This is a genomic window from Cupriavidus campinensis, from assembly GCF_905397395.1.
In the GTDB taxonomy this organism is placed as follows: domain Bacteria; phylum Pseudomonadota; class Gammaproteobacteria; order Burkholderiales; family Burkholderiaceae; genus Cupriavidus; species Cupriavidus campinensis.
In genome coordinates, this window is sequence record NZ_CAJPVH010000020.1 from 56,772 (window position 1) to 79,114 (window position 22,343).

Consider the following 22,343-nt stretch of genomic DNA (forward strand, 5'->3'; position numbering starts at 1 on the left):
CTGTGAAAGCGCATGCCGCGGCAGCCCTCACGCTCTGCGCGACCCTGATGCTCGGGGCCTGCGGCAGGGCGCCCAAGATGTCCCCGCCGGAACAACAGGCCGTCGATGCGCTGACCCACAATCTGATCCCCCATTGCGTGGGTCGCTACCTGCTGGAGATGCCGCCGGGCATGGCGATGCTCGGTTCGACAAAGATTCGCGGCATCATGATTGGGACAGAAGTCATGTCCCTCGGCGCCTTCCAGAATGAGATCGAGAAGCGGGGCGCCCAACTCAAGGCAGTCAAGAGCGTCGATGCTGAACCGTTCCTGTACAAGAACACCACATCCCAGGACGGGCAGCCGGGCTATTTCATGCACCGAGGCGCGGTAGACGCCGATCCGGCCAGGCGGGTGCTGGAAGGGTATCGCTGGGAGAATGGCGCCCGCATCCGGATCGAGCGCGAGGCCTGGGACTTCACCGAGCCGGACCAGTCCGCGAACCCACTGGTTGGCAACGTGACGGTCAAGAACAATGTTCCCCAGCGCGCCGTTGAAGTGCTGAACATGCTGGATAGCTTCCGGGGCCTGGCCGCCGGTCGCCTTCCCACAAAGCCCGCGCTCTGTGTTCCCCATGGCTATCTGCTGGGCAAATCCAAGCCGTACGAGTATGTCGATGTGCGCTTCGATCTGCCATCCCACACAGGGGTCTCGTTCCACATCCTCACCCATTCCAGCCTGCACGAGGCACCATCGCTGTTGCAGCGAGACGGTATTGACGCGGCGACGGGCGCGCCGGACGGGTGGCGCACGCTGCGAAAGGGTGTCGTCAAGCTGCCGATGGAGCTGGCCGAAGAATGGCTGATCGTTCGGCCGACGCGCGCGGAAGGGGAGCAGGAACATCTGTTCCGGCTGGAGATCGGCGCGACGGATGGCAGTCCGGACACGCCCTATTTTGCGCTGACGATGCGCAATCTCCCCTCAACGCCGGCCGCTTTCACCGAAGCCCAGGCACTGGCCCTCTGGGACGCCGTATCGAAAACCCTCCGCCCCCGCCCGAATGCCTTCTAGCCAACCTTCACGTCGATCTTGTCATACCCCTTGATCCGATACACCGCCATGGACACCAGCCAGCTCACCACGAACACGCCGATGATCACGTAGCCGAGCATGCCGAACTGCTCGCCGATGCCGGTGATCCAGTCCCACGGCTGGCCGGTCAGCTCCAGCTTGCGCGCGATCAGTGACAGCGCCTGGATGCCGCCGATCACCACCGCCACGAGGATCGAGACCAGCGTGATGGTCATGTTGTAGTACAGCTTGCGGATGGGGCGCGTGAAGGCCCAACCGTAGGCGCGCAGCATCAGCACGCCGTCTGTGGTATCGACCAGCGACATGCCGACCGTGAACAGCACCGGAAAGACCATCACGCTCCAGTACGAGATGCCCTGCGCCGCCTGCCCGGCTGCGATGCCGAACAGCGCCACCTCCGTGGCGGTGTCGAAGCCGATGCCGAACAGGAAGCCCATCGGATACAGGTGCCAGCTGCGCGAGGTCATGCGGAACAGCGGGCGGAACAGCCGCGCCACCACGCCGTGGGCGGACAGCATCAGGTCCAGATCCTGGGCGGCGAGGGTGCCGCCGCGCCGGACCTTGCGGAAGGCGCGCCACACCGAGCGCAGGATCAACAGGTTGAAGAAGGCCAGCAGGAACAGGAACGTGGCCGAGACGCTCGTGCCGATCAGCCCGCCCACGTCCTGCATCTCACCGAAGTGCGATTGCAGGAACACGGCGGCGAAGGCGACCCCGATGGACATCAGTGTCACCACCGACGAATGCCCGAGCGAGAAGAAGAAGCCCACGGAGATCGGATAGCGACCCTCCTGCATCAGCTTGCGCGTGACGTTGTCGATGGCCGCGATGTGGTCGGCATCCACGGCGTGGCGCAGCCCCAGCGTATAGGCCAGCACCGCCGACGCCATGAGGACCGGCTGGTGGCGGAACGCGATCCAGGCCCACAGCCATGCCACGACGTTGGCGAGGATCAGGAACGCGTAGAGCGCGGTGACCTTGCGCCGGCTGTCGGCGGGCTGGTCATCGAAAATGCTGGCGAGGAAGGCGAGAAAGGCGGCAAAGGCGCGCAGCCCGGTGACGGCGGCCGGGCGCGAGCGGCCATGGGAATGCGCAGACGGATGGTGTGTCATCGATAAGCCGGGCGACCCCGCCCGTGCAACAGGGGTGACGATGATGACCACAGGCCGGTATCCGGGCTTGCAGGGCGGGAGGCTGGCTCCCCGGTTTCGCCGCCTTCCCGCGCCTGCCGTGGCGGCGTGGCGCAGTGACTGCCGGTCCGTGGACCGGCATGGCGATTCCTGACCTGCTGACCGTTGCGGGGGCAGCACAGGCTTTGCCATCGGGCGGATCTCCCGGACCATGGCGCACCTGTTTCCCGTTTAACCCGCGCAAGGCGCGGGCACCTGCAATCGCTCGCGGCAGGCAAAACCTGTGCCGCAGGCGCGGATTCTACGGGTTGCGGCGCCGCATGGAAAGTGACGTCCCCTGCAGCGCCCAAATTGCAGCGGCAGGTAGGCGCGCCCGGTAATCGCTGCAACGATCTGGCCACTTTCGGGTGCGGAAGGCTTGTCTGGCAAGCCGCGACGCGCACTGGCGGCGGCAGGCACCGTTCGTGCTTGGTGCCAGAGATGGGCCCCACATGGACGACCGGAAACCAGCTCCGCCTACTCGAAAACGGGGAGGAATACTTCCCGCGGGTACTGGCGGCCATCGCAGGTGCGCAGCGGAGCGTGCTGCTGGAGACCTTCATCCTGTTCGATGACGAGGTCGGCCAGCCGCTGCGCGACGCGCTGATCGCGGCGGCGCGCCGGGGCGTCAGCGTGGCGTTGACTGTCGACGGCTTCGGCTCGGCCGATCTGTCGCCCGCGTTCCTTTCCGGGCTGGTGGAGGCGGGCGTGGTTGTCCGTCTGTTCTCGCCCCGCCGGCGGCTGGTCGGCATGCGTACCAACCTGTTCCGGCGCCTGCACCGCAAGCTTGTTGCCGTGGATGCCAGCGTGGCCTTCGTCGGCGGCATTAACGTCTCGGTACAGCACCTGATCGATTCCGGCCCGCTGGCCAAGCAGGACTACGCGGTCGAGGTACGCGGCCCCGCCGCACGCGAGATCCATGCGTTCCTGCTGGACGCCATCCACGCCAACTCACCGGGCCCGAAGGCACCGCCCCAGCGCCCGGCACGCCGGATGCGCGAGGCTGGCGCGCTGGCCGGCCCCGGCGCCGCGCTCCTTGTCACGCGCGACAACGACCGGCACCGCCGCGACATCGAGCGCCAATACCTGCTGGCCATCCGTGGTGCGGAGCGCGAGTTGATCATCGCCAACGCCTATTTCCTGCCCGGATACCGCTTGCTCCAGGCGATCTGCGATGCCGCCCGGCGCGGTGTGGACGTGCAGCTGATTGTCCAGGGCAACCCCGACATGATGTGGGTCAAGCGCACCGTGGACATGCTCTACGCCCACCTGCGCGAGGCGGGCGTGCGCATCTTCGAGTACTGCGAGCGGCCCTTGCACGGCAAGGTTGCCGTGGTCGACGACGACTGGGCGACGGTCGGCTCGAGCAATCTGGACCCGCTGAGCCTGTTCCTGAACCTCGAAGCCAACCTCATCATCCGCGACACAGCCTTTGCCGCCACACTGAAGCAAAACCTGCGCACGCGCATGGAAAGCAGCTGCCAGGAAGTGCCCGCCACGCCAGACGGCGCCCGCCCGCGCTGGCAGGGCCTGGCCACGGCACTGGTCTTCCACGCGCTGCGGCGCTTCCCGGCCTGGGCGGGATGGCTGCCGGCCCATACGCCGAAGCTGCTCACGCCGACGCTGGACGCGCCGCCGTCCGGCTGGCAAAGCGGCGTGGCCACGCCCCCGCGCGAACAGGACTGCCCATGACGATGATCGCCAAGGCGCGCCGGCGCATCCCCTGGAAAGCCGTCAAACGCGTGGCCGGCGTGGCGTTCGTCGTGCTGGTGGTGGTGCTGATCTTCCGCGCGCTGGGCGGCATCGACTGGGCCAAGGTGTGGCAGGGGTTGAAGGGCTACGATGCCCGCACGCTGCTGCCCGCCGCCGGGCTGGCGTGCCTGAGCTTCCTGCTCCACGCCTCGTTCGACCTGCTCGGCCGGCACTACACGCGTCACCACCTGTCGACGCTGCGCGTGATGCTGACCGCGTTCATCGCCTATATCTTCAACCTCAATATCGGCGCCGTGGTGGGCGGGCTCGGGGTACGGCTGCGGCTCTACTCGAAGGCCGAAGTCAGCGGCTCGCAGGTGGCCGGGGTCTACACCATCGCCATCGTCACGAACTGGACCGGCTACATGCTGATTGCCGGCATCGTCTTCAGCCTGTATCCGCCAGCGCTGCCGCCGGCCTGGGGCATCAGCGAGCTGGCACTGCGCGGCCTGGGCGTGCTGATGTTCCTTGCCGGGCTGGCCTACTGGCTGGCCTGCGCCAAGGCCACGCGGCGCCGCATCAAGATTCGCGGGCACGTGTTCAGCCTGCCCAGCCTGCGCTTCGCCCTGCTGCAAAGCGCGCTGTCCATCACCAACTGGATCACGCTCGCCGCCATCATCAACCTGCTGCTGCCGAAGGAGGTGAACCTGCCGGCGGTGCTGAGCGTGCTGCTGATTGGCAGCGTGGCGGGCGCGCTGGCGCATATCCCCGCCGGCCTGGGCGTGCTGGAGACGGTGTTCGTGCTGCTGCTGGGCAACCAGGTGCCCCAGCACACGCTGCTGGCGGCGCTGATCGTCTACCGCGCGCTGTACTACCTGATTCCGATGGTCTTTGCCTCTGCGCTGTATGCGTGGATGGAGATGCGGACTGGGCCTCCGCAGCCGAGGACGGACAGCGCCTAACCCTGACACCATGGATATACCTGCCTCGATCATCGTCATTTCCCCGCATCTGGACGATGCTGTGTTCAGTTGCGGCAACCTGATCGCCGCCAGCCACGCGGCAATGGTCGTGACCGTCTTTGCCGGCGAGCCTGCCCCGGCACCTGGCGCGCCGGAATGGGACCTCGCGGCCGGGTTTTCCAGCGGCGCCCAGGCGGTGCGGGCGCGCCGGCAGGAGGATGGCCGCGCCTTGCGGCGGCTCGGCGCCGAGCCGGTCTGGCTGGACTTCCTCGACGGCCAGTACGGCGGGCGCCGCACCGCGGTGGACATCGCCGTGCGGCTTGGCCGCCTGCTGTCCCTGCAGCGGCGCGCCACCATCGTCGCGCCGCTGGGGGTGTACCACCCCGACCACGTGCTCGTGAACGCCGCCTGCATGCTGCTGCGCGAAGCCGTGGCGGTGGACCATTCGGCGCTGGCCGTCGCCGACGACGAGGCCCCGGCCCCGGCCCCGGCCCCCCAGCAGTGGCTGTTCTACGAGGACGCCATCCACCGCCGCATGCCTGGCGCGTTGCAGAGCCGCCTGGCCGGCTGGTGGCAGGAGGGCCTGATCGTTGCCCCCGTGCACCTGCCGCTATCCCACCCCCAGTACCAGTCCCGCAAGGCGCTTGCCGTGGAAGCCTACGAGAGCCAGTTGCGCCTGTTCAATGCGGAGCAACTGGCGGATATCAGTGTGCCGGAGCGTTACTGGACCCTCGATCCGCATCCGAAACCCGCACGGTGAGCGGTCCAGCCAGCGGTAGCCGTTACCCTTCCTTGTAAGGCTTACCCGGCCCTACCAGTACGTGGCGATGTAGGCCACGAGCATCAGCGCGATGCCCCCGAGGATGAGCGGATGGGTCCAGACCCGGCGCGGCTTGCCGCGCAAACGGTGCATTTTCTGCTGCTTGTCCTGCACGTCGCCATGAAGCATGGAATCTCCCAGGTGAGCGACCCATTCGGGCCCGGTCTCTGCCATGTGCAGATTGCGTGCCACCGGCCCGGGCGCCGGAGGCGGCCAGCCGGTCCTGCCGATAGGACCAGCTGGTCCCATTGAACCGTCCGGGCGGCTCCCCTAGAGTCAGTCTCCATAACACCGACACCCACCGGAGACAGGACGTGCACCCCAACCGACGACAATTCCTCGGCCAATTCCTCGGCCAATTCTTCGATCATTGCGCCGTGGCCGCCGTGGCCGCCGTGGCCGCCGTGGCAATGACTGCTTCCCCGCTGGCCATGGCGCAGGACAAGCCCATCACCATCGTCGTGGGCAGCCCGGCGGGCGGCACCACCGACGCGCTGGCCCGGCTGATCGCCCGGTCGATGGGGGACTCGCTCCATCGCACCGTAGTGGTGGACAACCGGCCCGGCGCGGGCGGCAATATCGCCGCGCAGTACGTGGCGCGCAGCACGCCGGACGGCAGTACGCTGCTGATGAGCTTCACCGGCCACACCATCAACGCCTCGCTCTACAAGAACCTGCCGTTCGATGCCGTACGTGACTTCACGCCCATCACCATGGTGGCGCGGGTGCCCAGCGTGCTGGTGGCGCGCAAGAACGCGCCGTTCGACACCACGGCCGGCCTGATCGACTACGCGAAGCGCAATCCCGGCAAGCTGAGCTTCGCCATCGGCGCGCAGGGCTCGTCGCTGCATCTGGCCAGCGAGCAGTTCAAGCTCCAGACCGGCACGGACATCCTCAACATCCCTTACAAGGGCACCAACCCCGCGCTGACCGACCTGCTCGGCGGCACGGTGGACCTGATGTTCGCGAGCACGGTGAACGTGCTGCCCCACGCGCGCAGCGGCGCGATCAAGATCCTCGGCGTCAGCAGCAAGGACCCGCTGCCGCAGTTCCCCAGCGTGCCGGCCATCGGCAGCACGGTGAAGGGCTTCGAGTCGAGCGCGTGGTTTGGCCTGTTCGGTCCGGCCAGGCTGCCGCCGGCCACGGTGGACCAGCTCTATCGCGCCGTGCGCGTGGCCGTGGAAGACCCGGCCTACCGGCAACGCATGGAGACCGAGGCCGCCACGGCGGTGAGCATGACGCCGCAGCAGTTTGGACAGTTCGTCCGCAACGATATCCAGCACTGGGCCAAGGTGATCCAGGCGTCTGGCACGAAGGTGGAATAAGTGGCAATGACCAAGATTGCGCCGCAGACGCTGGCGCAGAAGCTGCTGGCACGCGCCACGGGGCGCCAGCATGTGTCCCCGGGCGAGATCGTCACGTGCGGCGTGGACCTGGCGATGATGCATGACTCGGGCGGCCCCCGGCGCGTGAAGCCGATGCTGGAGAAGCTCGGCGCCAAGGTCTGGGACCCGGACAAGGTGGTGGTGGTGACCGACCACTACGTGCCCGCCCATGACGCGGACAGCCAGGCCATCGTGCAGCTGGCGCGCGACTGGGTGAAGTCCGCCGGCGTGGCGCGTTTCCACGATATGGAAGGCATCTGCCACGTGGTGCTGCCCGAGAAGGGCTACCTGCGCCCCGGCATGTTCGCCGTGGGCGGCGACAGCCATTCCTGCACCGGCGGCGCGTTTGGCGCGTACATGTTCGGCATCGGCGCCACGGAGATGCTGGGCGTGCTGGTCACGGGCGAGATCTGGGTGCGCGTGCCGGAGACCACCCGCCTGCATTGGCATGGCCGGCTCCAGGCGGGCGTCTCGGCCAAGGACATGATGCTGCGCATGTGTACGCAGCTCGGCATGGATGGCGGGCAGTACCAGGCCGTGGAATACACGGGCGAGGCGGTGCGCGCGCTGCCGATGCAGGAGCGCATGACGCTGTCCAATATGACCGTCGAACTGGGCGCGCAGGTCGGCCTGATCGCGCCGGATGCGGTCACGCGGGACTGGCTCGCCCGGGTAGGCGTGGCCGATGCGGACCAGATCGACCTGGCCGCCTGGCAGTCCGACGCAGACGCGCCGTGCCTGGCCGAGCACCGATTCGACGCCGCCGCGCTGGCCCCGCAGGTCTCCCGCCCGCACAGCCCGGCTGGGGCCGAAGACGCCGGCGTGTTCGCCGATGTCTCGGTGGATATCGCCTATATCGGCGCCTGCACCGGCGCCAAGCTCGAGGATTTGCGGATGGCGGCCCACGTGCTGCGCGGCCAGCGCGTGGCCAGGGGCGTACGGCTGCTGGTGGCGCCGGCCAGCGCGGCCGATCAGGCCCGGGCCGCCGCCGATGGCACGCTCGGCGCGCTGGAGGCCGCCGGGGCCGAACTGCTGCCCAATGCCTGTGGCGCCTGCGCCGGCTACGGCGCCCACCGCTTCGGCGAGGACTCCGTGGCCATCAGCACCACCGCCCGCAATTTCAAGGGCCGGATGGGTGCCGCCTCGTCGCAGGTCTATCTGGCTTCGCCCTACACGGTGGCGGCCTCGGCCATCGCCGGCCGCATCACTGATCCCCGCGAGGTCATGGCATGAACGCCACGCAGAAACCCGTCTTCGGCCGCGCCTGGGTCTTCGGCGATGACGTCAACACCGACCTGCTGGCGCCCGGCGCCTATATGAAATACGGCATCGGCGAGATCGCCAAACACTGCCTGGAAGCGCTCGATCCCACCTTCGCGCAGGCGGTGCAACCCGGCGACGTGGTGATCGGCGGACGGAACTTCGGTGCCGGATCCTCGCGCGAGCAGGCTGTCGAGGTGCTGCGCCACCTGGGCGTGGCCGCCGTCGTGGCGCCCGCGTTCGCCGGCCTGTTCTATCGCAATGGCTTCAACCTCGGCCTGCCGCTGCTGATCTGCCCGGAGGCGGGCGTGGTGCAGCCGGCCCAGCGCGTGCATGGCGACATCGACGCCGCGCGCGTGCACGTGGCCGACACCGGCGCGGTGCTCGCCTGCGAATCGATTCCGCCACATCTGGTTGCCATGATCCGCGATGGCGGGCTGGTGCCACATCTCGCGCGCAAACTCGCGGCACGACAACAGCAACAGAACGGACAGTCCCTCACGGAGGCAACACCATGAATCTCAAGGAACGGCTGCAGGCACCGGGCATCGTCACCGCACCGGGCGTGTACGACGCGTTTTCAGCGCTGCTGGTGGAGCAGGCCGGCTTCCAGGCCGCCTATCTGTCCGGCGCCAGCATCGCCTATACGCGCTTCGGGCGGCCGGACATCGGCTTCCTGTCGCTGGATGACGTGGCCTCGGTCACGCGCAATATCCGCGAGCGGGTGGACCTGCCGCTGATCGTCGATGCCGACACGGGCTTCGGCAACGCGCTCAACGTGATGCAGACCGTGCGCGTGCTGGAGCGCGCCGGCGCCTCGGCGATCCAGTTCGAGGACCAGGCGGCGCCCAAGCGCTGCGGCCATCTGGACGGCAAGACGCTGATTTCGGCCCAGGAAATGGCCGGCAAGATCCGCGCCGCCTGCGACGCCCGCCGCGACCCCAGCACGCTGATCATCGCCCGCACGGACGCGGTGGCGGTGGAGGGGCTGGAGCCCGCGCTGGCGCGGGCGGAGATGCTCGCCGACGCCGGCGCCGACGTGCTGTTCGTGGAGGCCCTGCGCAGCCGCGAGGACATGGGCACGGCCATCGCCCGGCTCGGCCACCGCGCGCCGCTGCTGGCCAATATGGTCGAAGGGGGCAAGACGCCGGTCCTGCCAGCGGCGGAACTCGAGGAAATCGGCTTCCGGATCGTGATTTTCCCCGGTGGCACGGCGCGGGCGCTCAGTTTCGCGCTGCGTGACTACCTCGCCAGCCTGGCGGCCCACGGCACCACCACGCCGTACCTGCCGAAGATGCTGACGTTTGCCGAGCTGAACGACGTCATCGGCACGCCGGAGATGCTGGCACTGGGCAAGCGCTACGAGTAAGAGGGCAGGGCGCCGAGGTTGCCAAGGTTGCCAAGGTTGCCAAGGTTGCGGAGGGGGCGCGGCGCGCGTACCGTGGCGAGATGTTCGTTACGCCACTTTATTAAGCCACCTGCCATGTTGCCCGATGTCGACATCACGCTGCCCCGGTTCCAGCAGGTTCGCCTGATCCTGCGCGACCGCCTCCGCGCCGGCTTCTACGAGAGCGGGCTGCCCCTGCCCGGCGAACGCCAGCTGGCCGAGGAATTCGGCGTGGCGCGGGTGACGGTGCGGTCCGCACTGGCCCGGCTGCAGGAGGAGGGGCTGGTGGCGCGGCTGCGCGGCAAGGGCACGGTGCCGACCGTGCCCACCGCGCGTCATGAGGGCCCGCCGGGCGCCGCGCTGGGCACTTCGCATGGCGGCGGCCTGCTCGACAACATCGTCAGCATGAGCCTGCGCACGCGGGTCTCCGTGCTGGAATGGCGCCAGATGGCCGCGCCCGCCCGGGTCAGCGCGGCGCTGGGCCTGCCGCCTGGCGCGCCGGTGCTCAAGGTGGTGCGGGTGCGCAAGTTCAAGACCCATCCCATCGCCTATACCGAGGTCTTCCTGCCCGCCGACCTCGCCGTGGCCATCGACCGCCATACCCTCCAGGACACCCCGATGCTCGTGGCGCTGGAGCAACACGGGGTGGAGGTGGTTTCCGCCGAGCAGACGCTGGGCGCGGCGGCGGCAGACCTGAACGTGGCCCGCATCCTGCGCATCGCGCCGGGCGTGCCGCTGCTGCGCGTGTCCCGCGTGGCCAGCGACCGCAACGGCCGGCCCGTGCAGTTCCTGGTGGGCCTGTATCACCCGGAGCGCTACGCCTACCAGATGCGCCTCACGCGCGTGGGGGCCTCTACCAAGGTCTGGATCGACGCGGACCCGTCCGCGCAGCCGGCGGCCAGCGACGACGTGTGACCGAAACCCCGAAAACCGGGCGCCACGCCGACAGCGCATTGGGAAGACGTCCTACACCCGCCGGGCGCCAGCCTTCCTACACTGTCCATTAGCGCCGTGCCCCCGGGATGCCGGAATCCGGGCGCGGACTGTCTCAACCTGACCGATGGAGACCTCACCATGAACAAGGATCAAGTGAAGGGCCGTATGGAAGAGGCCAAGGGCAAGGCCAAGGAAGTCGCCGGCAAGATGACCGGCAAGACCTCGACGGAAATGAAGGGCAAGGCGCAGCAGGTGGCCGGCCGCACCCAGGCCGCGTACGGCGACGCCAAGCAGGACATGAAGGACACGAAGAAGCCGCGCTAAGGGGCCCGAAATAAAGGGCGCCTGGGCGCCCTTCGGTACTTCGGTACGTAAGAAGGCGGGGGTGACTCCCCGCCTTCCTTATTTGGGGCTGTCCAACCCCGGCAACACCCGCCCAGGATTCAGCAGGTTCTTCGGGTCCAGGGCGCGTTTCACCTGCCACATCAGCTCCAGTTCCACCTGGGACTTGTATTGCCGCAGGTCGTCGCGCTTGGCCACGCCGATGCCGTGTTCGGCCGAGATCGAGCCGTTTTCGGCGTGGGCCAGGCCGTCCACGAGGTCCGAGACGGGCTTGTACCACTGGCCGAGGAAGTCGGCGGCGCTGCGGTCCTTGGGGCGCAGCGGGTTGAAGTGGACGTTGCCGTCGCCCATGTGACCGTAGATGACCATGCGCGTGGCCGGCTCCAGCGCCAGCACGCGGGCGGAGGCGTTGCCGATGAATTCGGCGATGCGCGAGAGCGGCACCGAGACGTCGCACTTGATGCTGCCGCCGGTGCGGGTCTGGGCGTCCGAGATTTCCTCGCGGATGCGCCAGAAGGTCTGCGCGTCGGCGCCGCTCGCCGCCACGGCGGCGTCCTTGACCCAGCCGCGCTCCAGGCCGCTCTCCAGGATCTGCATCAGCGTGGCGTTCAGCGCTTCCTCGTCGGCACCGGAGGTCAGTTCGACCAGCACCATCCAGTCGTGCCGTTCCGGCAGCGGCGAGGCGGTATCGCCCAGGTACTCCAGCACCAGATCCAGCGCCGGCGCGGAGATCAACTCGAACGCCGTCACGGCCGGGCCGGCGAGCTGGCGCGCTTCGCCGAGCAGCTTCACGGCGGCGTCCGGGCTTTCCACGGCGATAAAGGCCACCGCCGATGCGCGCGGCTGCGGCATCAGCTTCAGCACGGCGGCCGTGATGATGCCGAGCGTGCCTTCGGCGCCGACGAACAGGTGCTTGAGGTCGTAGCCGGTGTTGTCCTTGCGCAGCCCGCGCAGCGACGAAAACACCCGCCCGTCCGGCAGCACCACTTCCATGCCCAGTACGAGGTCGCGCATATTGCCGTAGCGCAGCACGGCCGTGCCGCCGGCATTGGTGGAGAGGTTGCCGCCGATCTGGCAGGAGCCTTCCGAGCCGATGCGCAGCGGGAACAGCCGCCGGCTCTCCTCGGCGGCGGCACGGGCGCCGGCCAGCGTCACCCCGGCCTGCACGGTCATGGTGTCGTTGATCGTGTCGATGGCCAGCACGCGGTTCATGCGGCGCAGGTTGATGACCACGGCGGTGCCGCTGTCGTCCGGCACGGCCCCGCCCATCAGCGAGGTGTTGCCGCCCTGCGGCACCACGGGCACGTCATGGGCGTAGCACCACGCCATGACCGCGCTGACCTGCTCGGTGGTGGCGGGCAGCACCACCACGGGCGACTTGCCGCGATACAGGCGGCGGTAGTCGGTGACGTACGACTCGGTGTCGGCGGCGTCAGTCAGGCAGCCAGAGGCGCCGACGATGTCTTGCATCGCGGCGAGGATGTGGTCGGGAGAGGGCAGGGCGGTCATCGCTCGGATTTCAGGCAATCAGCAATCAGGCAATCAGGCAATCAGGCAATCAGGCAATCAGTAGGCGGCGCCGGGGCGCGTGGCGGCGGCGGTGGCCGTGTCGGGCAGGAACTCGGCGGCGAGCTTGCGGGCGGCGTTGGCATAGACCAGCACGTCCACGCCGGTGGCGACGAAGGTGCAGCCCAGTTCCAGGTAGCGGCGCGCGAGCACAGGGTCGGACGTCAGGGTGCCGGCCGCCTTGCCGCTGGCGATGATGGTGCGCATGGCGGCTTCGATCTGCGCCTGCACCTCGGGGTGGCCGGGCTTGCCGCGATGGCCCATCGATGCCGCCAGATCGGCCGGGCCGATGAACACGCCGTCCACGCCATCCACGGCGCAGATCGCCTCCAGGTTCTGCATGGCAGCCACGGTCTCGGCCTGCACCAGCAGGCAGACTTCGTCATCGGCGATGTCGAGGTAGTCCGTGCGCGCGCTCCACTGGGACACCCGTGCCACCGCGCTGCCCACGCCGCGCACGCCGAACGGCGGATAGCGTGTGGCGCGCACCAGCGCCGCCGCCTGCTCGGCGGTATCGACCATCGGCACCAGCAGGGTCCGGGCGCCCACGTCCAGCAGCTGCTTGATCAGCGCGGTCTCGCCGGCCACGGCGCGCACCACGGGCTGGGAGCGGTAGGGCGCCAGCGTCTGCAAGGTCTGGAGGATGCTGCGCACGTCGTTGGGCGCGTGCTCGCCGTCGATCAGCAGCCAGTCGAAGCCGGCCGTGGCGGTGATTTCCGCGAGGTAGGGCGTGGCGGCGGACATCCACAGGCCGATCTGGGCCTGGCGCGCGGCCAGGGCGGCCTTGAAGGGGTTGTGGGCGGGCATCGGGAATCTCCTCTTTTATGGGTTCAGGGCAGGGGCGTCAGAGCAGCTGGCCCTGGCAGAGGTACTTAGTATGCATGTAGTCGTCCAGGCCGTGGCGAGATCCCTCGCGCCCGTAGCCGGATTCCTTCACCCCGCCGAACGGCGCCGCCTCGGACGCCAGCGCGCCCTCGTTGATGCCGACGATGCCGGTTTCCAGCGCCTGGGCGACGCGCCAGATGCGCCGCACATCGTTCGAATAGAAGTACGCGGCCAGCCCGAACGGGGTGTCGTTGGCATGCCGGACCACCTCCTCCTCGCCGTGGAAGCGGAACACCGGCGCCACCGGGCCGAAGGTCTCCTCGCCGGCCAGCGCCATTGCCGGGGTGGCGTTCACCAGCACCGTGGGCGCGTAGTAGTGGGGGCCGTCGGCGCTCCGCACGCGCGCGCCGCCCGTGACCACCCGCGCGCCATGGGCGACGGCATCCTGCACGTGGCGGTCGATCTTGTCCACGGCGCGGGCGTTGATCATCGGGCCGATCTGGGCCGCCCGCTCGGTGGCCGGGCCCACGTGCAGCGCCTGCACCCGGGCGGCCAGCCGCTGGACGAAGTCGTCATGCACGGCGTCCTGCACGTAGACGCGGTTCGGGCACACGCAGGTCTGGCCGCCGTTGCGGAACTTGGCCGCCATCAGGCCGTCCACGGCGGCGTCCAGGTCGGCATCGTCAAAGACGATGAACGGCGCGTTGCCGCCCAGCTCCAGGGACAGCTTCTTGAGCGTGCCGGCGGACTCGCGGGCCAGATGCTTGCCCACCGGTGTGGAGCCGGTGAAGGTGATCTTGCGCACGCGCGGATCGGCCAGCCAGCTATCCACCACGGCCGGCGTGTGCTCGCGCGAGGCCGTGACGATATTGAGCACGCCCGCCGGCAACCCGGCCTGCTGGGCCAGCCATACCAGCGCCAGCGCGGTCAGCGGGGTGTCCTCGGCGGGTTTGGCCACCACGGTGCAGCCGGCCGCCAGCGCCGGGGCGATCTTGCGCGCGATCATCGCCAGCGGGAAATTCCACGGTGTGATGGCGGCCACCACGCCCACCGGCTCCTTGATCACCAGCATCTTGCGGCCCGGCACGGCCTCGGCAATCACGTCGCCGCAGATGCGCGTGGCTTCCTCGGCGAACCATTCGACGTAAGACGCCCCGTAGCGCACCTCGCCCGTGCTCTCGTGCAGTGGCTTGCCCTGCTCGGCGGAGATGATGCGGGCCAGGTCCGCCTCATGCGCAAGGATCAGCGCGTGCCAGCGCTTGATGATCTGGGCGCGCTCCCGGGCGGTGCGGCGGCTCCAGGCGGGGAAGGCGGCTGCGGCGGCGTCGGCGGCCAGCGCGGCATCGGCGGCATGGCTGTCCGGCACGCTGGCGATGACCTCGCCGGTGGCCGGGTTGGTCACGGCCAGCCGCTGGCCGGCGCGGGCATCGGACCATTCCTGGCCGACGAGGTTCTGCGAACGCAACAGGTCCGCCTGAGCGAGGGAATCAAGCATGGGTGCGGGGACGGTGGGTGAGAGGTTAGCTGACGATGCCGAGATGCCAGGGCACGAATTCATGGTCGCCCAGGCCCAGCAGCTCGCTCTTGGTGGATTCGCCGGAGGCGGCGCGCAGGATATGGGCGAAGATCCGCTCGCCCATCTGCGCCACGCTCAGCTCGCCGTCGAGCACGAGGCCGCAGTTGATGTCCATGTCCTCTTCCAGCCGGTGGAACATCGGCGAGTTGGAGGCCAGCTTGATCGTCGGCGCCGGCTTGGAGCCGAACATCGACCCCCGCCCGGTGGTGAAGCAGATCAGGTTGGCGCCGCTGGCGATCTGGCCCGTGGCGGCCACCGGGTCGTAGCCGGGCGAGTCCATGAACACGAATCCGGCCTGGTCGATCGGCTCGGCGTACTCGTACACGGCCTGCAGCGGCGTGGTGCCGCCCTTCATGGCCGAGCCGAGCGATTTCTCGAAGATGTTGGCCAGGCCGCCCTGCTGGTTGCCGTGGCCCACCACGCCGTTGAACTGGGCGTTGTGGCCGGCGGTGTAGCGCTCCCACCAGGCGAGGCGGTCAAGCAGCTTCTGGCCGACTTCGGGTGTCACGGCGCGGCGCGTGAGCATGTATTCCACGCCGTGGATCTCGGGGGTCTCGGAGAGGATGGCCGTGCCGCCGTGGCGCACCAGGATGTCCATGGCCGCGCCGAGGGCCGGGTTGGCGGTGATGCCCGAGAAGCCGTCCGATCCGCCGCATTCCAGCCCGATCTTGAGATGGCTGGCCGGCACCGGCTGCCGCGTGGCGGCATTGGCGGCCGGCAGCATGGCCTCGATCGCCCGGATGCCGGCGGCGATGGTCTCGCGCGTGCCGCCGGTGTCCTGCATCACCAGCGTGTGGAGGTTCTCGCCCGGCACCAGCCCCTGCGAATCGACCAGCGAAGCCACCTGATTGCGCTCGCACCCGAGCCCGACGATCAGCACCCCAGCCAGGTTCGGATGGCGCGCGTAGCCAGCCAGCGTGCGGCGCAGCACGTCGAAATGCTCGCTGGGGGAAGACATGCCGCAGCCGCTGCTCTGGGCGAACGCGGCCACCCCATCGACATTGGGATACGCCGCCAGCCGCTCCGGCGTGAAGTGCGCGGCGATGTGCTTGATCACCGTGGCGGAACAGTTCACCGAGGACAGGATGCCGATGAAGTTGCGCGTGCCGACCCGGCCGTCCGGGCGGACGTAGCCCATGAAGGTGGCGCGCTCGGCCTCGGGCACGTACTGCACCGGGCGCACGTCGCGGCAGAACGCGGGGTCGCGGTAGAAGTCCACCAGCCGCAGGTTGTGGCTGTGCACGTGCTCCCCGGCGGCGATGTCGCGGTCAGCCACGCCGATCACGGTGTCGTACTTGCGCACGGCCTCGCCCTGGGCAATGGCGCGCGCGGCGATCTTGTGGCCAGCCGGCACCTGCGCGCGGGCGCGCACGCCCAGCTCGGGCAGGGGCTGGCCCAGCGTGAGGTCGCTGCGCGCGATCAGCACGTTGTCGTTGGCATGGAGCCGGATGACGGGGTTCGGATTCACGATGGACGTTGCCGTTCAAAAATGCGTTGGGATCAGCTCAGGTCAGCTCTGCTGGAGCATTTCCTTCAGTTTCAGGCGCTGGATCAACTGGGTTTCCTGGTCGTAGACCGTGGACACGTACTTCTTGTAGTCCGGTCCGTCGAGGTACATCACGGGCGCGTCGATGCGGGCGGCCACGGCCTTGAATTCGTTGCTGGCCACGGCGGCGCGGAAGGCTTCGCGCAGTTTCTTCTCGATGGCCGGCGGCAGGCCCTTGGGGGCGCCGATGCCGTTGGGCGCCTCCACCACCACGTTGTAGCCCAGCTCCTTGAGCGTGGGCGTGCTGGCGAAGCGCGGCGTGCGCTGCTCGCCCCAGGTCGCCAGCAGGCGCAGCTTGCCGGCCTCCACATGCGGCGCCCACGAGCTGGAGTCCGCCAGCAGGTCGACCTGACCGGCCAGCACGTCCTGCAGCGCCTGCGCGCCGCCCTTGTAGGCGATGGCGTTGAACTTGACGCCGGCCGCCATCGCAAACTGCTCCATGCCCACGTGCGTGGCGCCGCCGATGCCGGCGTGCGCATAGGTGAGCTTGCCCGGGTCAGCCTTGGCGGCGGCAATTACGTCCTGCAGCGTGTGGAAGCGGGAATTGGCTGGCACGGCGATGCCGAAGGTCTGGCCGGAGGTGCGCGCCAGATAGGTCAGCTCGGTGCGCGGGTCCAGTTGCAGCATGCCAAGCTGGGAGAAGCGCGTGACCGAGATCGGGATCTGGCCGATGGTGTAGCCGTCCGGGTTGGCGCGCGCCAGCGCCTTGGTGCCGATCATGCCGGACGCGCCGGCCTGGTTTTCCACCACCACCGACTGGCCGAGCAGGCCGGCCGCCACCTGGCACAGCGCCCGCATCGACTGGTCCGCCGTGCCGCCCACGGGCCACGGGCAGATGAACTTGATGGGCCGCTCGGGGTAGGCGGCCGCAGCGCGGGCGCCGTTCGGCAGGATCAGGCCGGCGGTGCCAGTGGCAGCCGCCACGGCAGTGGCTGCGCCGCCCAGCAGCAGGCGGCGGCGGGCGAGACTGGTCGGGAGTTCTGAAGGGGAAGCGATGAGGGAAGCGGTGGGGGAAGCGGTGGGGATACCGTGTGGCATGTTGTCTCCGTCTCTTTTGTGTTTGCGTTCTGGGCGATGGTGCTTTGCCATCGCCATGCCCTCATTGTGGTCATGACAGCCATAACAATCCAATCAAGAAATGGCATTGCTTCATAACCTTAAGGTTAGATAGACTGCCCGGATGGCCCATATCGACCGCGCGCTGCGCTCCAATATCAAGCTGCGCCACCTGCAACTGCTGGTGGCGCTGGACGAATTCCGCCATCTGGGCCGTACCGCCGAGTTCCTGGCCGTGAGCCAGCCGGCGGTGTCCAAGGTGCTGGCCGAGGTGGAGAAGATGCTGGGCATGACGCTGTTCACGCGCTCCACGCGCGGCACGGAGCCCACGCCGGCCGGGGAGTCGCTGGTGCGCTTCGCGCGCTCGGTACTGGCGCAGTACGAGGTCACGCGCGACGAAATCGAGTCCGTGGCCAGCGGCGCTGCTGGCCGGGTGCGGGTGGGGTCGATGGGCGCGGCGCTGCCGGTGCTGCTGGCCCGCGCCGTCACGCGGCTCAAGGCGCAGTCTCCGCGCGCCACGGTGCTGGTGGAGGAGGGCGACCTGACGCACCTGCTGCCGCGCCTGCGCCTGAGCGAACTGGATGTGATCGTGGGGCGGCTGGAGCCGGCCTACGCGGCGCCGGATCTGGTGACCGAGCCGCTCTATGACGAGCCGATGGTGGCTATCGTCGGCGCCGGTCATCCGCTCGCCGGCAAGGCCCGGCCGGACTGGGCCGACCTATCGGCCATGCCCTGCGTGCTGCCGCCGCCGTGGGCCTCGCTGCGCGTGAAGATCGAACAGACCTTCTTTCGTCACGGCCAGCAGCCGCCCGCCGATGTGATGGAATCGTCATCCTATCTGGCCGTGACGACCTTCGTTGCCCAGCGCGGCGCGGCGGGGTTCGTGGCGCGGTCGGTGGGGCAGCAACTGGAGGCGGAAGGGCGTTTCCATGTGCTGCCGCTCGATGTGGAGGTGGCGTTGCCGCCCGTGGGCCTGATCCGGCTGCGCGAGCGCCGGCAGGCCCCGAGCGCGGAGCAGTTGATCGACTGCCTCCGGGCGGAGGCAGCGTCGATTCAATCCGCAATCAAACCGCAGAGACGTCCCGCGCCGGCTCCGTCGCGCCGGACAACGGCGGATCGGTAACGATCGAGCGCAGCGCCGGCTCGGGCGCCGCCAGCGCGGCCAGGTCCGGTACCGGGCGGCGCAGGGTGGGGGAGGTGGCGAAGGCGGTTTCCATCGCCTGCGCGATGCCCAGCGTCTGGCGGTCCGCGCGGAAGCCGCCGGTCACCTGGAGCCCGAACGGCATGCCGGCGATGTCCGTGCCGCACGGCAGCGCGATCGACGGATGCGTGGTCAGCGTGACCACGTAGGTCAGCGCCAGCCAGCGGTAGTAGTTGGCCTGCGGCTGGCCGCCCACGGTGTCGGCGTAGAGGCGCGTCCACGGAAACGGCGAGACCGGCGTGGTCGGCGACAGGATCACGTCATAGTCCCGATACGCCGCCTGGAAGCGCTGCAAAATGCGCGTCTGCTCGGCCTGCGCCCAGGCGCTGTCCACCAGCGACATGCGCGCGCCCATCTCGTAATTCGCACGGGTATTCGGCCCCAGGCTCGACGGATCGCGCGTGTAGGCGTCGTGCATGCCGGCCACGAAGCTCTCGGCGCGCAGCACGTCGAAGCAGCGGTGCACATCGCCCAGGTCGAACGTCACCGGCTCGCAACTGCGGAACAGGTGCTTCATCGCGGCGATCTTGGCGCGGAAGGTCTGGCGGATGTCGTCATCCACATCGCAGCAGCCGAAGTCCTCGGTGTAGCCCACGCGCAGCGAGCCCAGGTCGACATTGGCCGGCACCAGAAAACCAAGCGGATCGCTCTCGTAACTCAGCGGGTCCGTCACCGACATTCCGGCCGAGGCGGCCAACTGCAGGCAGGCATCGGCCACCGTGCGGCCCATCGGGCCGACCACCGAGATCGGCGTCCAGCCCAGCAGCTTGCGCGAACTCGGCACCAGCCCCGGCGAGGGCCGGAAGCCCACCACGCCGCACTTGGCGGCCGGAATGCGCAGCGAACCGCCCGTGTCCGAGCCGGTGCAGACCGGCAGGAAGTCCGCCGCCAGCGCAGCGGCGGAGCCGCCCGACGACCCACCCGCATTGAGATTCGGATTGAACGGATTGCCGGTGGCGCCCCACACCACGTTGCGCGAATTGGCGCCGGCGCCCATCTCGGGCACGTTGGTCTTGGCCGTGACGATGGCGCCGGCGGCGCGCAGCCGGGCCACCAGCACGTTGTCCTGCGCCGGCACATTGCCGCGATACAGCGGCGAGCCGAAGGTGGTCAGCAGGCCAGCGGTGGCCTCCAGATCCTTCACGCCGAGCGGCAGGCCGTGCAGCAGGCCGAGCGGCTCGCCGCGCATCACGGCGCGTTCGGCTTCGCGCGCCTGCTCGCGGGCGCGCTCGAAGTCCGTGGCCGTGATCGCGTTGATCTTCGGGTTGTAGGCCTCGATCCGCGCGATGCAGGCATCGAGCAGTGCGACGGGCGAGATTTCCTTGTTGCCGATCAGGCGGCGCAGTTCCACTGCCGACAAGGTCGGCAGGCTGTCTTGCAGGGGCATGCTGTCTCCGGAGCCAGGCGTCAGGGGTGGGTTACTCGGCCTGGATATTGGCGGCGCGCGCGATGGCACGCATCTGGGGCGTTTCCTTGACGATCTTCGCGGCCACCTGCGCGCCGGTGGCGAAGGTCGGCTCGAAGCCGTTGTCGATCAGTTTCTGGCGTGTGGCGGGGTCTGCCGCTACTTCGCCCAGGGTCTTCTCAAGCTTGGCCTTCACGTCGGCGGGCACGCCGGCCGGGGCGACGATGACGAGCCACGTGGCGGCGTCCATGCCGGGGTAGCCGCTCTCGGCCACCGTGGGCACGTCCGGCAGCAGGGCCGAGCGCTTGGCCGTGGTCACGGCAATCGCCTTGACCTTGCCGGCCTTCACCTGCGGGATGGCGGCGGTCACGGTGTCCATGCTGAACGGAATCTGGCCGCCGATCAGGTCGGTCATGGCCGGCGCGCTGCCCTTGTAGGGCACGTGGAGCATCTTGGTGCCGGTGAGGGTTTGCAGCGCCTCGCCCGCGAAGTGCGCCGTGGTGCCGGCGCCGAACGAGCCATAGGAATACTTGCCCGGCGAGGGTTTGACCATCGCCACGAATTCCTTGAGGTTGTTGGCCGGCGTGTCGCGGTTGGCCAGCAGGATCAGCCCGGTCACGCCCATCTGGGCCACGGGGTCGAAGCTCTTGATGGGGTCGTACGGCAGCTTGGCGTGGATAGCCGGGTTGACCGTGAAGGTGGTGCCGGAGGTAACCAGCAGCGTGTAGCCGTCAGGTGCCGCCTTCGCCACAAAGCTGGCGCCGACGATGGTGCCCGCGCCGGGCCGGTTGTCCACCACCACGGTCTGGCCAAGCCGTTCGCCAAGCTTCTGGCCGACGATACGGCCGATCACGTCAGTGGAGCCGCCCGGCGGGAACGGAATCACCAGCTGGATCGGCTTGGTCGGGTAGCCGCCCTGCGCGGCGGCGGTGCCGGCCACGCTGGCAAGGCCCAGCGCGAGGGCGCCGGCCATGGGGGCCAGCGTCAGGCGACGGCCACGCGGGAATCGATACGAAAGGCGGGGGGCGGGGAAAAGCATGAACAGGCTCCGGCAGTAGAGAGAAAGGACACGTCACAGGCTTCGTTGGATCTCATCGTAAGCCGGTCCATGCTTGCGGTGTGCGCAATCTTTCGAATATTCGATTGCCATATCGGCAATCTTCGCTAGACTGGCGACGTTGGTGTCACGTGCCATCCCGGAGATTCCATGTCGTATCGCACCCTGCAGGAAACCGCCGTCCGCTACTTCCTGGAAGTGGTGCGGACGGGGTCGGTCAAGGACGCCGCGCTGAAGCTGAACGTGGCGCCCTCCGCCGTGAGCCGGCAGGTGGCGCGGCTGGAGGCCGAACTGGACACCCTGCTGTTCGACCGCCGCGCACGCGGGCTGGTGCCCAATGCGGCGGGCGAGTTGCTGGCCGCCTACGCCAAGCGCACGCAACAGGACATCGAGCGCGTGACCGGCGATATCCAGGCCCTGCGCGGCCTGCGCGCCGGCCGGGTGCGCCTGGCCAGCGTGGCCGGGCTGGCACACGAGTTCCTGCCCTCGCTGGCGGCGGCGTTCCGGGCCCAGCACACCGGCATCCGCTTCGATCTGGAGGTCTGCCCGCAGGCCGACGTGGCGCGCCGCATCCGCGATGGCGAGGCCGACATCGGCGTGACCCTGAGCGGGCTGCCCGAGCCGAACATCGAGGTGGAGCTGCGCCACCCGGCGCCGGTGCTGGCCATCATGGCGCCCGACCATCCGCTGGCCGGCCAGCGCCAGATCTCGCTCTCGCAGGTCGTGGCCTACCCGCTGGCGCTGGCGCCCGCGGACAGCTCGCTGCGTCAGTTGCTGGACACCAGCTGCAGCCGGCAGGGCCTGAACTACGAGACTATCTTTTCCAGCAATTACCTCGATTCGCTGGTGTCGTTCGCGGCGGCGGGCGGGGGGGCGATCACGTTCTATGGCGAGGTGTCCGTGCGCAGCCGGCTGGCCGCCGGGCTGATCGCCGCCGTGCCGCTGCGCGACCGCGAGATGAACGAGCGCTATATCGAGGTCCAGACCCTGGCCAAGCGCAACCTGCCCGAGGCCGCCCGCGCCTTCCTCCAGCAACTGACCGATTCCCTGATCGGCATGGGGGAGGCCCATGAGCCTGCCTGAGCGGC

21 protein-coding genes and 1 riboswitch are annotated in these 22,343 nt (G+C 68.9%); of the genes, 12 read left to right on the top strand and 9 right to left on the bottom strand.

Annotated elements, in window-relative coordinates:
- The first annotated feature begins 2 nt into the window (after positions 1–2).
- Entirely contained in the window at positions 3–1,049 is a 1,047-nt protein-coding gene (locus tag KHO18_RS13680) for a T6SS immunity protein Tli4 family protein (RefSeq protein WP_211943375.1), read from the top strand.
- Here the strand turns inward: KHO18_RS13680 and KHO18_RS13685 are convergent.
- Positions 1,046–2,182, bottom strand: coding sequence for a HoxN/HupN/NixA family nickel/cobalt transporter (locus tag KHO18_RS13685; protein WP_211943376.1), 1,137 nt, complete (start codon positions 2,180–2,182; stop codon positions 1,046–1,048). The genes KHO18_RS13680 and KHO18_RS13685 overlap by 4 nt on opposite strands.
- 35 nt (positions 2,183–2,217) lie before the next feature.
- Positions 2,218–2,474: riboswitch (cobalamin riboswitch) on the bottom strand.
- 206 nt (positions 2,475–2,680) lie between these two features.
- Between KHO18_RS13685 and clsB the strand changes: the two genes are divergently transcribed.
- The 3 genes from clsB to KHO18_RS13700 are packed head-to-tail and all read left to right on the top strand — an operon-like array spanning position 2,681 to position 5,653.
- Positions 2,681–3,931: a cardiolipin synthase ClsB gene (clsB, locus tag KHO18_RS13690; RefSeq protein ID WP_211943377.1), complete on the top strand. Its 1,251-nt coding sequence runs from the start codon at positions 2,681–2,683 to the stop codon at positions 3,929–3,931.
- Positions 3,928–4,893 carry a lysylphosphatidylglycerol synthase domain-containing protein gene (locus KHO18_RS13695; protein ID WP_144198424.1) on the top strand — a complete coding sequence of 322 codons (966 nt, stop codon included), beginning with the start codon at positions 3,928–3,930 and terminating at the stop codon, positions 4,891–4,893. Before clsB ends, KHO18_RS13695 begins: the two co-directional genes overlap by 4 nt.
- A 10-nt stretch (positions 4,894–4,903) precedes the next feature.
- Positions 4,904–5,653, top strand: a complete 750-nt coding sequence (locus KHO18_RS13700) for a PIG-L deacetylase family protein (RefSeq protein WP_211943378.1) — start codon at positions 4,904–4,906, stop codon at positions 5,651–5,653.
- Positions 5,654–5,704: 51 nt separating this feature from the next.
- On the opposite strand, the gene KHO18_RS13705 is transcribed toward KHO18_RS13700, so the two are convergent.
- On the bottom strand, positions 5,705–5,842 hold the full coding sequence (locus KHO18_RS13705) for a hypothetical protein (protein ID WP_186296864.1): 138 nt from the start codon (positions 5,840–5,842) through the stop codon (positions 5,705–5,707).
- A 281-nt stretch (positions 5,843–6,123) separates the two neighbouring features.
- Here KHO18_RS13705 and KHO18_RS13710 point away from each other — a divergent pair, with 281 nt between their 5' ends.
- The 6 genes from KHO18_RS13710 to KHO18_RS13735 all read left to right on the top strand — a co-directional run bounded on the left by KHO18_RS13710 (position 6,124) and on the right by KHO18_RS13735 (position 11,005).
- A complete protein-coding gene (locus tag KHO18_RS13710; protein ID WP_144198824.1) occupies positions 6,124–7,038 on the top strand; it encodes a tripartite tricarboxylate transporter substrate binding protein in 915 nt (304 codons plus the stop codon).
- 6 nt (positions 7,039–7,044) lie between these two features.
- Positions 7,045–8,331 (top strand): 3-isopropylmalate dehydratase large subunit, encoded by a 1,287-nt coding sequence (locus KHO18_RS13715; protein ID WP_211943379.1) that lies wholly within the window; start codon positions 7,045–7,047, stop codon positions 8,329–8,331.
- Positions 8,328–8,876, top strand: coding sequence for a LeuD/DmdB family oxidoreductase small subunit (locus KHO18_RS13720; protein ID WP_211943380.1), 549 nt, complete (start codon positions 8,328–8,330; stop codon positions 8,874–8,876). Before KHO18_RS13715 ends, KHO18_RS13720 begins: the two co-directional genes overlap by 4 nt.
- Positions 8,873–9,727 (top strand): isocitrate lyase/PEP mutase family protein, encoded by an 855-nt coding sequence (locus KHO18_RS13725; protein ID WP_211943381.1) that lies wholly within the window; start codon positions 8,873–8,875, stop codon positions 9,725–9,727. Before KHO18_RS13720 ends, KHO18_RS13725 begins: the two co-directional genes overlap by 4 nt.
- A 114-nt stretch (positions 9,728–9,841) precedes the next feature.
- Positions 9,842–10,660: a GntR family transcriptional regulator gene (locus KHO18_RS13730; RefSeq protein ID WP_144198420.1), complete on the top strand. Its 819-nt coding sequence runs from the start codon at positions 9,842–9,844 to the stop codon at positions 10,658–10,660.
- 159 nt (positions 10,661–10,819) lie between these two features.
- Entirely contained in the window at positions 10,820–11,005 is a 186-nt protein-coding gene (locus KHO18_RS13735; protein ID WP_144198419.1) for a CsbD family protein, read from the top strand.
- Positions 11,006–11,083: 78 nt separating this feature from the next.
- Here the strand turns inward: KHO18_RS13735 and KHO18_RS13740 are convergent, their stop codons facing one another.
- Genes KHO18_RS13740 through KHO18_RS13760 form a run of 5 tightly spaced genes read right to left on the bottom strand, consistent with a single transcriptional unit; the run spans position 11,084 to position 17,574 of the window.
- The gene (locus KHO18_RS13740; RefSeq protein WP_144198418.1) at positions 11,084–12,532 is read right to left on the bottom strand and encodes an FAD-binding oxidoreductase; all 1,449 of its coding nucleotides are present in this window, start codon (positions 12,530–12,532) and stop codon (positions 11,084–11,086) included.
- A 57-nt stretch (positions 12,533–12,589) separates the two neighbouring features.
- Positions 12,590–13,396: a 4-hydroxy-2-oxoheptanedioate aldolase gene (hpaI, locus tag KHO18_RS13745; protein WP_144198417.1), complete on the bottom strand. Its 807-nt coding sequence runs from the start codon at positions 13,394–13,396 to the stop codon at positions 12,590–12,592.
- A 37-nt stretch (positions 13,397–13,433) separates the two neighbouring features.
- Positions 13,434–14,909 (bottom strand): NAD-dependent succinate-semialdehyde dehydrogenase, encoded by a 1,476-nt coding sequence (locus tag KHO18_RS13750; protein WP_144198416.1) that lies wholly within the window; start codon positions 14,907–14,909, stop codon positions 13,434–13,436.
- A 25-nt stretch (positions 14,910–14,934) separates the two neighbouring features.
- Positions 14,935–16,458: a UxaA family hydrolase gene (locus tag KHO18_RS13755; protein ID WP_144198415.1), complete on the bottom strand. Its 1,524-nt coding sequence runs from the start codon at positions 16,456–16,458 to the stop codon at positions 14,935–14,937.
- Between the two features lie 42 nt (positions 16,459–16,500).
- On the bottom strand, positions 16,501–17,574 hold the full coding sequence (locus KHO18_RS13760) for a tripartite tricarboxylate transporter substrate binding protein (RefSeq protein WP_144198414.1): 1,074 nt from the start codon (positions 17,572–17,574) through the stop codon (positions 16,501–16,503).
- A gap of 142 nt (positions 17,575–17,716) precedes the next feature.
- On the opposite strand from KHO18_RS13760, the gene KHO18_RS13765 reads away from it, so the two are divergent.
- A complete protein-coding gene (locus KHO18_RS13765; RefSeq protein WP_144198413.1) occupies positions 17,717–18,715 on the top strand; it encodes a LysR substrate-binding domain-containing protein in 999 nt (332 codons plus the stop codon).
- On the opposite strand, the gene KHO18_RS13770 is transcribed toward KHO18_RS13765, so the two are convergent.
- Complete coding sequence (locus KHO18_RS13770; protein ID WP_144198412.1) at positions 18,657–20,180, bottom strand: amidase; 1,524 nt, start codon at positions 20,178–20,180, stop codon at positions 18,657–18,659. The two genes, KHO18_RS13765 and KHO18_RS13770, sit on opposite strands and share 59 nt — an antisense overlap.
- A 31-nt stretch (positions 20,181–20,211) precedes the next feature.
- Positions 20,212–21,171, bottom strand: coding sequence for a Bug family tripartite tricarboxylate transporter substrate binding protein (locus KHO18_RS13775; protein ID WP_144198820.1), 960 nt, complete (start codon positions 21,169–21,171; stop codon positions 20,212–20,214).
- Positions 21,172–21,405: 234 nt separating this feature from the next.
- On the opposite strand from KHO18_RS13775, the gene KHO18_RS13780 reads away from it, so the two are divergent.
- Positions 21,406–22,338: a LysR substrate-binding domain-containing protein gene (locus KHO18_RS13780; protein WP_144198411.1), complete on the top strand. Its 933-nt coding sequence runs from the start codon at positions 21,406–21,408 to the stop codon at positions 22,336–22,338.
- The last annotated feature ends 5 nt before the right edge of the window (positions 22,339–22,343 follow it).

Coding starts and splice junctions, on each gene's coding strand:
- KHO18_RS13685 (WP_211943376.1), bottom strand. CDS start 2,182: ATGACACACCATCCGTCTGCGCATTCCCATGGCCGCTCGCGCCCGGCC.
- clsB (WP_211943377.1), top strand. CDS start 2,681: ATGGGCCCCACATGGACGACCGGAAACCAGCTCCGCCTACTCGAAAAC.
- KHO18_RS13695 (WP_144198424.1), top strand. CDS start 3,928: ATGACGATGATCGCCAAGGCGCGCCGGCGCATCCCCTGGAAAGCCGTC.
- KHO18_RS13700 (WP_211943378.1), top strand. CDS start 4,904: ATGGATATACCTGCCTCGATCATCGTCATTTCCCCGCATCTGGACGAT.
- KHO18_RS13705 (WP_186296864.1), bottom strand. CDS start 5,842: ATGCTTCATGGCGACGTGCAGGACAAGCAGCAGAAAATGCACCGTTTG.
- KHO18_RS13710 (WP_144198824.1), top strand. CDS start 6,124: ATGACTGCTTCCCCGCTGGCCATGGCGCAGGACAAGCCCATCACCATC.
- KHO18_RS13715 (WP_211943379.1), top strand. CDS start 7,045: ATGACCAAGATTGCGCCGCAGACGCTGGCGCAGAAGCTGCTGGCACGC.
- KHO18_RS13720 (WP_211943380.1), top strand. CDS start 8,328: ATGAACGCCACGCAGAAACCCGTCTTCGGCCGCGCCTGGGTCTTCGGC.
- KHO18_RS13725 (WP_211943381.1), top strand. CDS start 8,873: ATGAATCTCAAGGAACGGCTGCAGGCACCGGGCATCGTCACCGCACCG.
- KHO18_RS13730 (WP_144198420.1), top strand. CDS start 9,842: ATGTTGCCCGATGTCGACATCACGCTGCCCCGGTTCCAGCAGGTTCGC.
- KHO18_RS13735 (WP_144198419.1), top strand. CDS start 10,820: ATGAACAAGGATCAAGTGAAGGGCCGTATGGAAGAGGCCAAGGGCAAG.
- KHO18_RS13740 (WP_144198418.1), bottom strand. CDS start 12,532: ATGACCGCCCTGCCCTCTCCCGACCACATCCTCGCCGCGATGCAAGAC.
- hpaI (WP_144198417.1), bottom strand. CDS start 13,396: ATGCCCGCCCACAACCCCTTCAAGGCCGCCCTGGCCGCGCGCCAGGCC.
- KHO18_RS13750 (WP_144198416.1), bottom strand. CDS start 14,909: ATGCTTGATTCCCTCGCTCAGGCGGACCTGTTGCGTTCGCAGAACCTC.
- KHO18_RS13760 (WP_144198414.1), bottom strand. CDS start 17,574: ATGCCACACGGTATCCCCACCGCTTCCCCCACCGCTTCCCTCATCGCT.
- KHO18_RS13765 (WP_144198413.1), top strand. CDS start 17,717: ATGGCCCATATCGACCGCGCGCTGCGCTCCAATATCAAGCTGCGCCAC.
- KHO18_RS13770 (WP_144198412.1), bottom strand. CDS start 20,180: ATGCCCCTGCAAGACAGCCTGCCGACCTTGTCGGCAGTGGAACTGCGC.
- KHO18_RS13775 (WP_144198820.1), bottom strand. CDS start 21,171: ATGGCCGGCGCCCTCGCGCTGGGCCTTGCCAGCGTGGCCGGCACCGCC.
- KHO18_RS13780 (WP_144198411.1), top strand. CDS start 21,406: ATGTCGTATCGCACCCTGCAGGAAACCGCCGTCCGCTACTTCCTGGAA.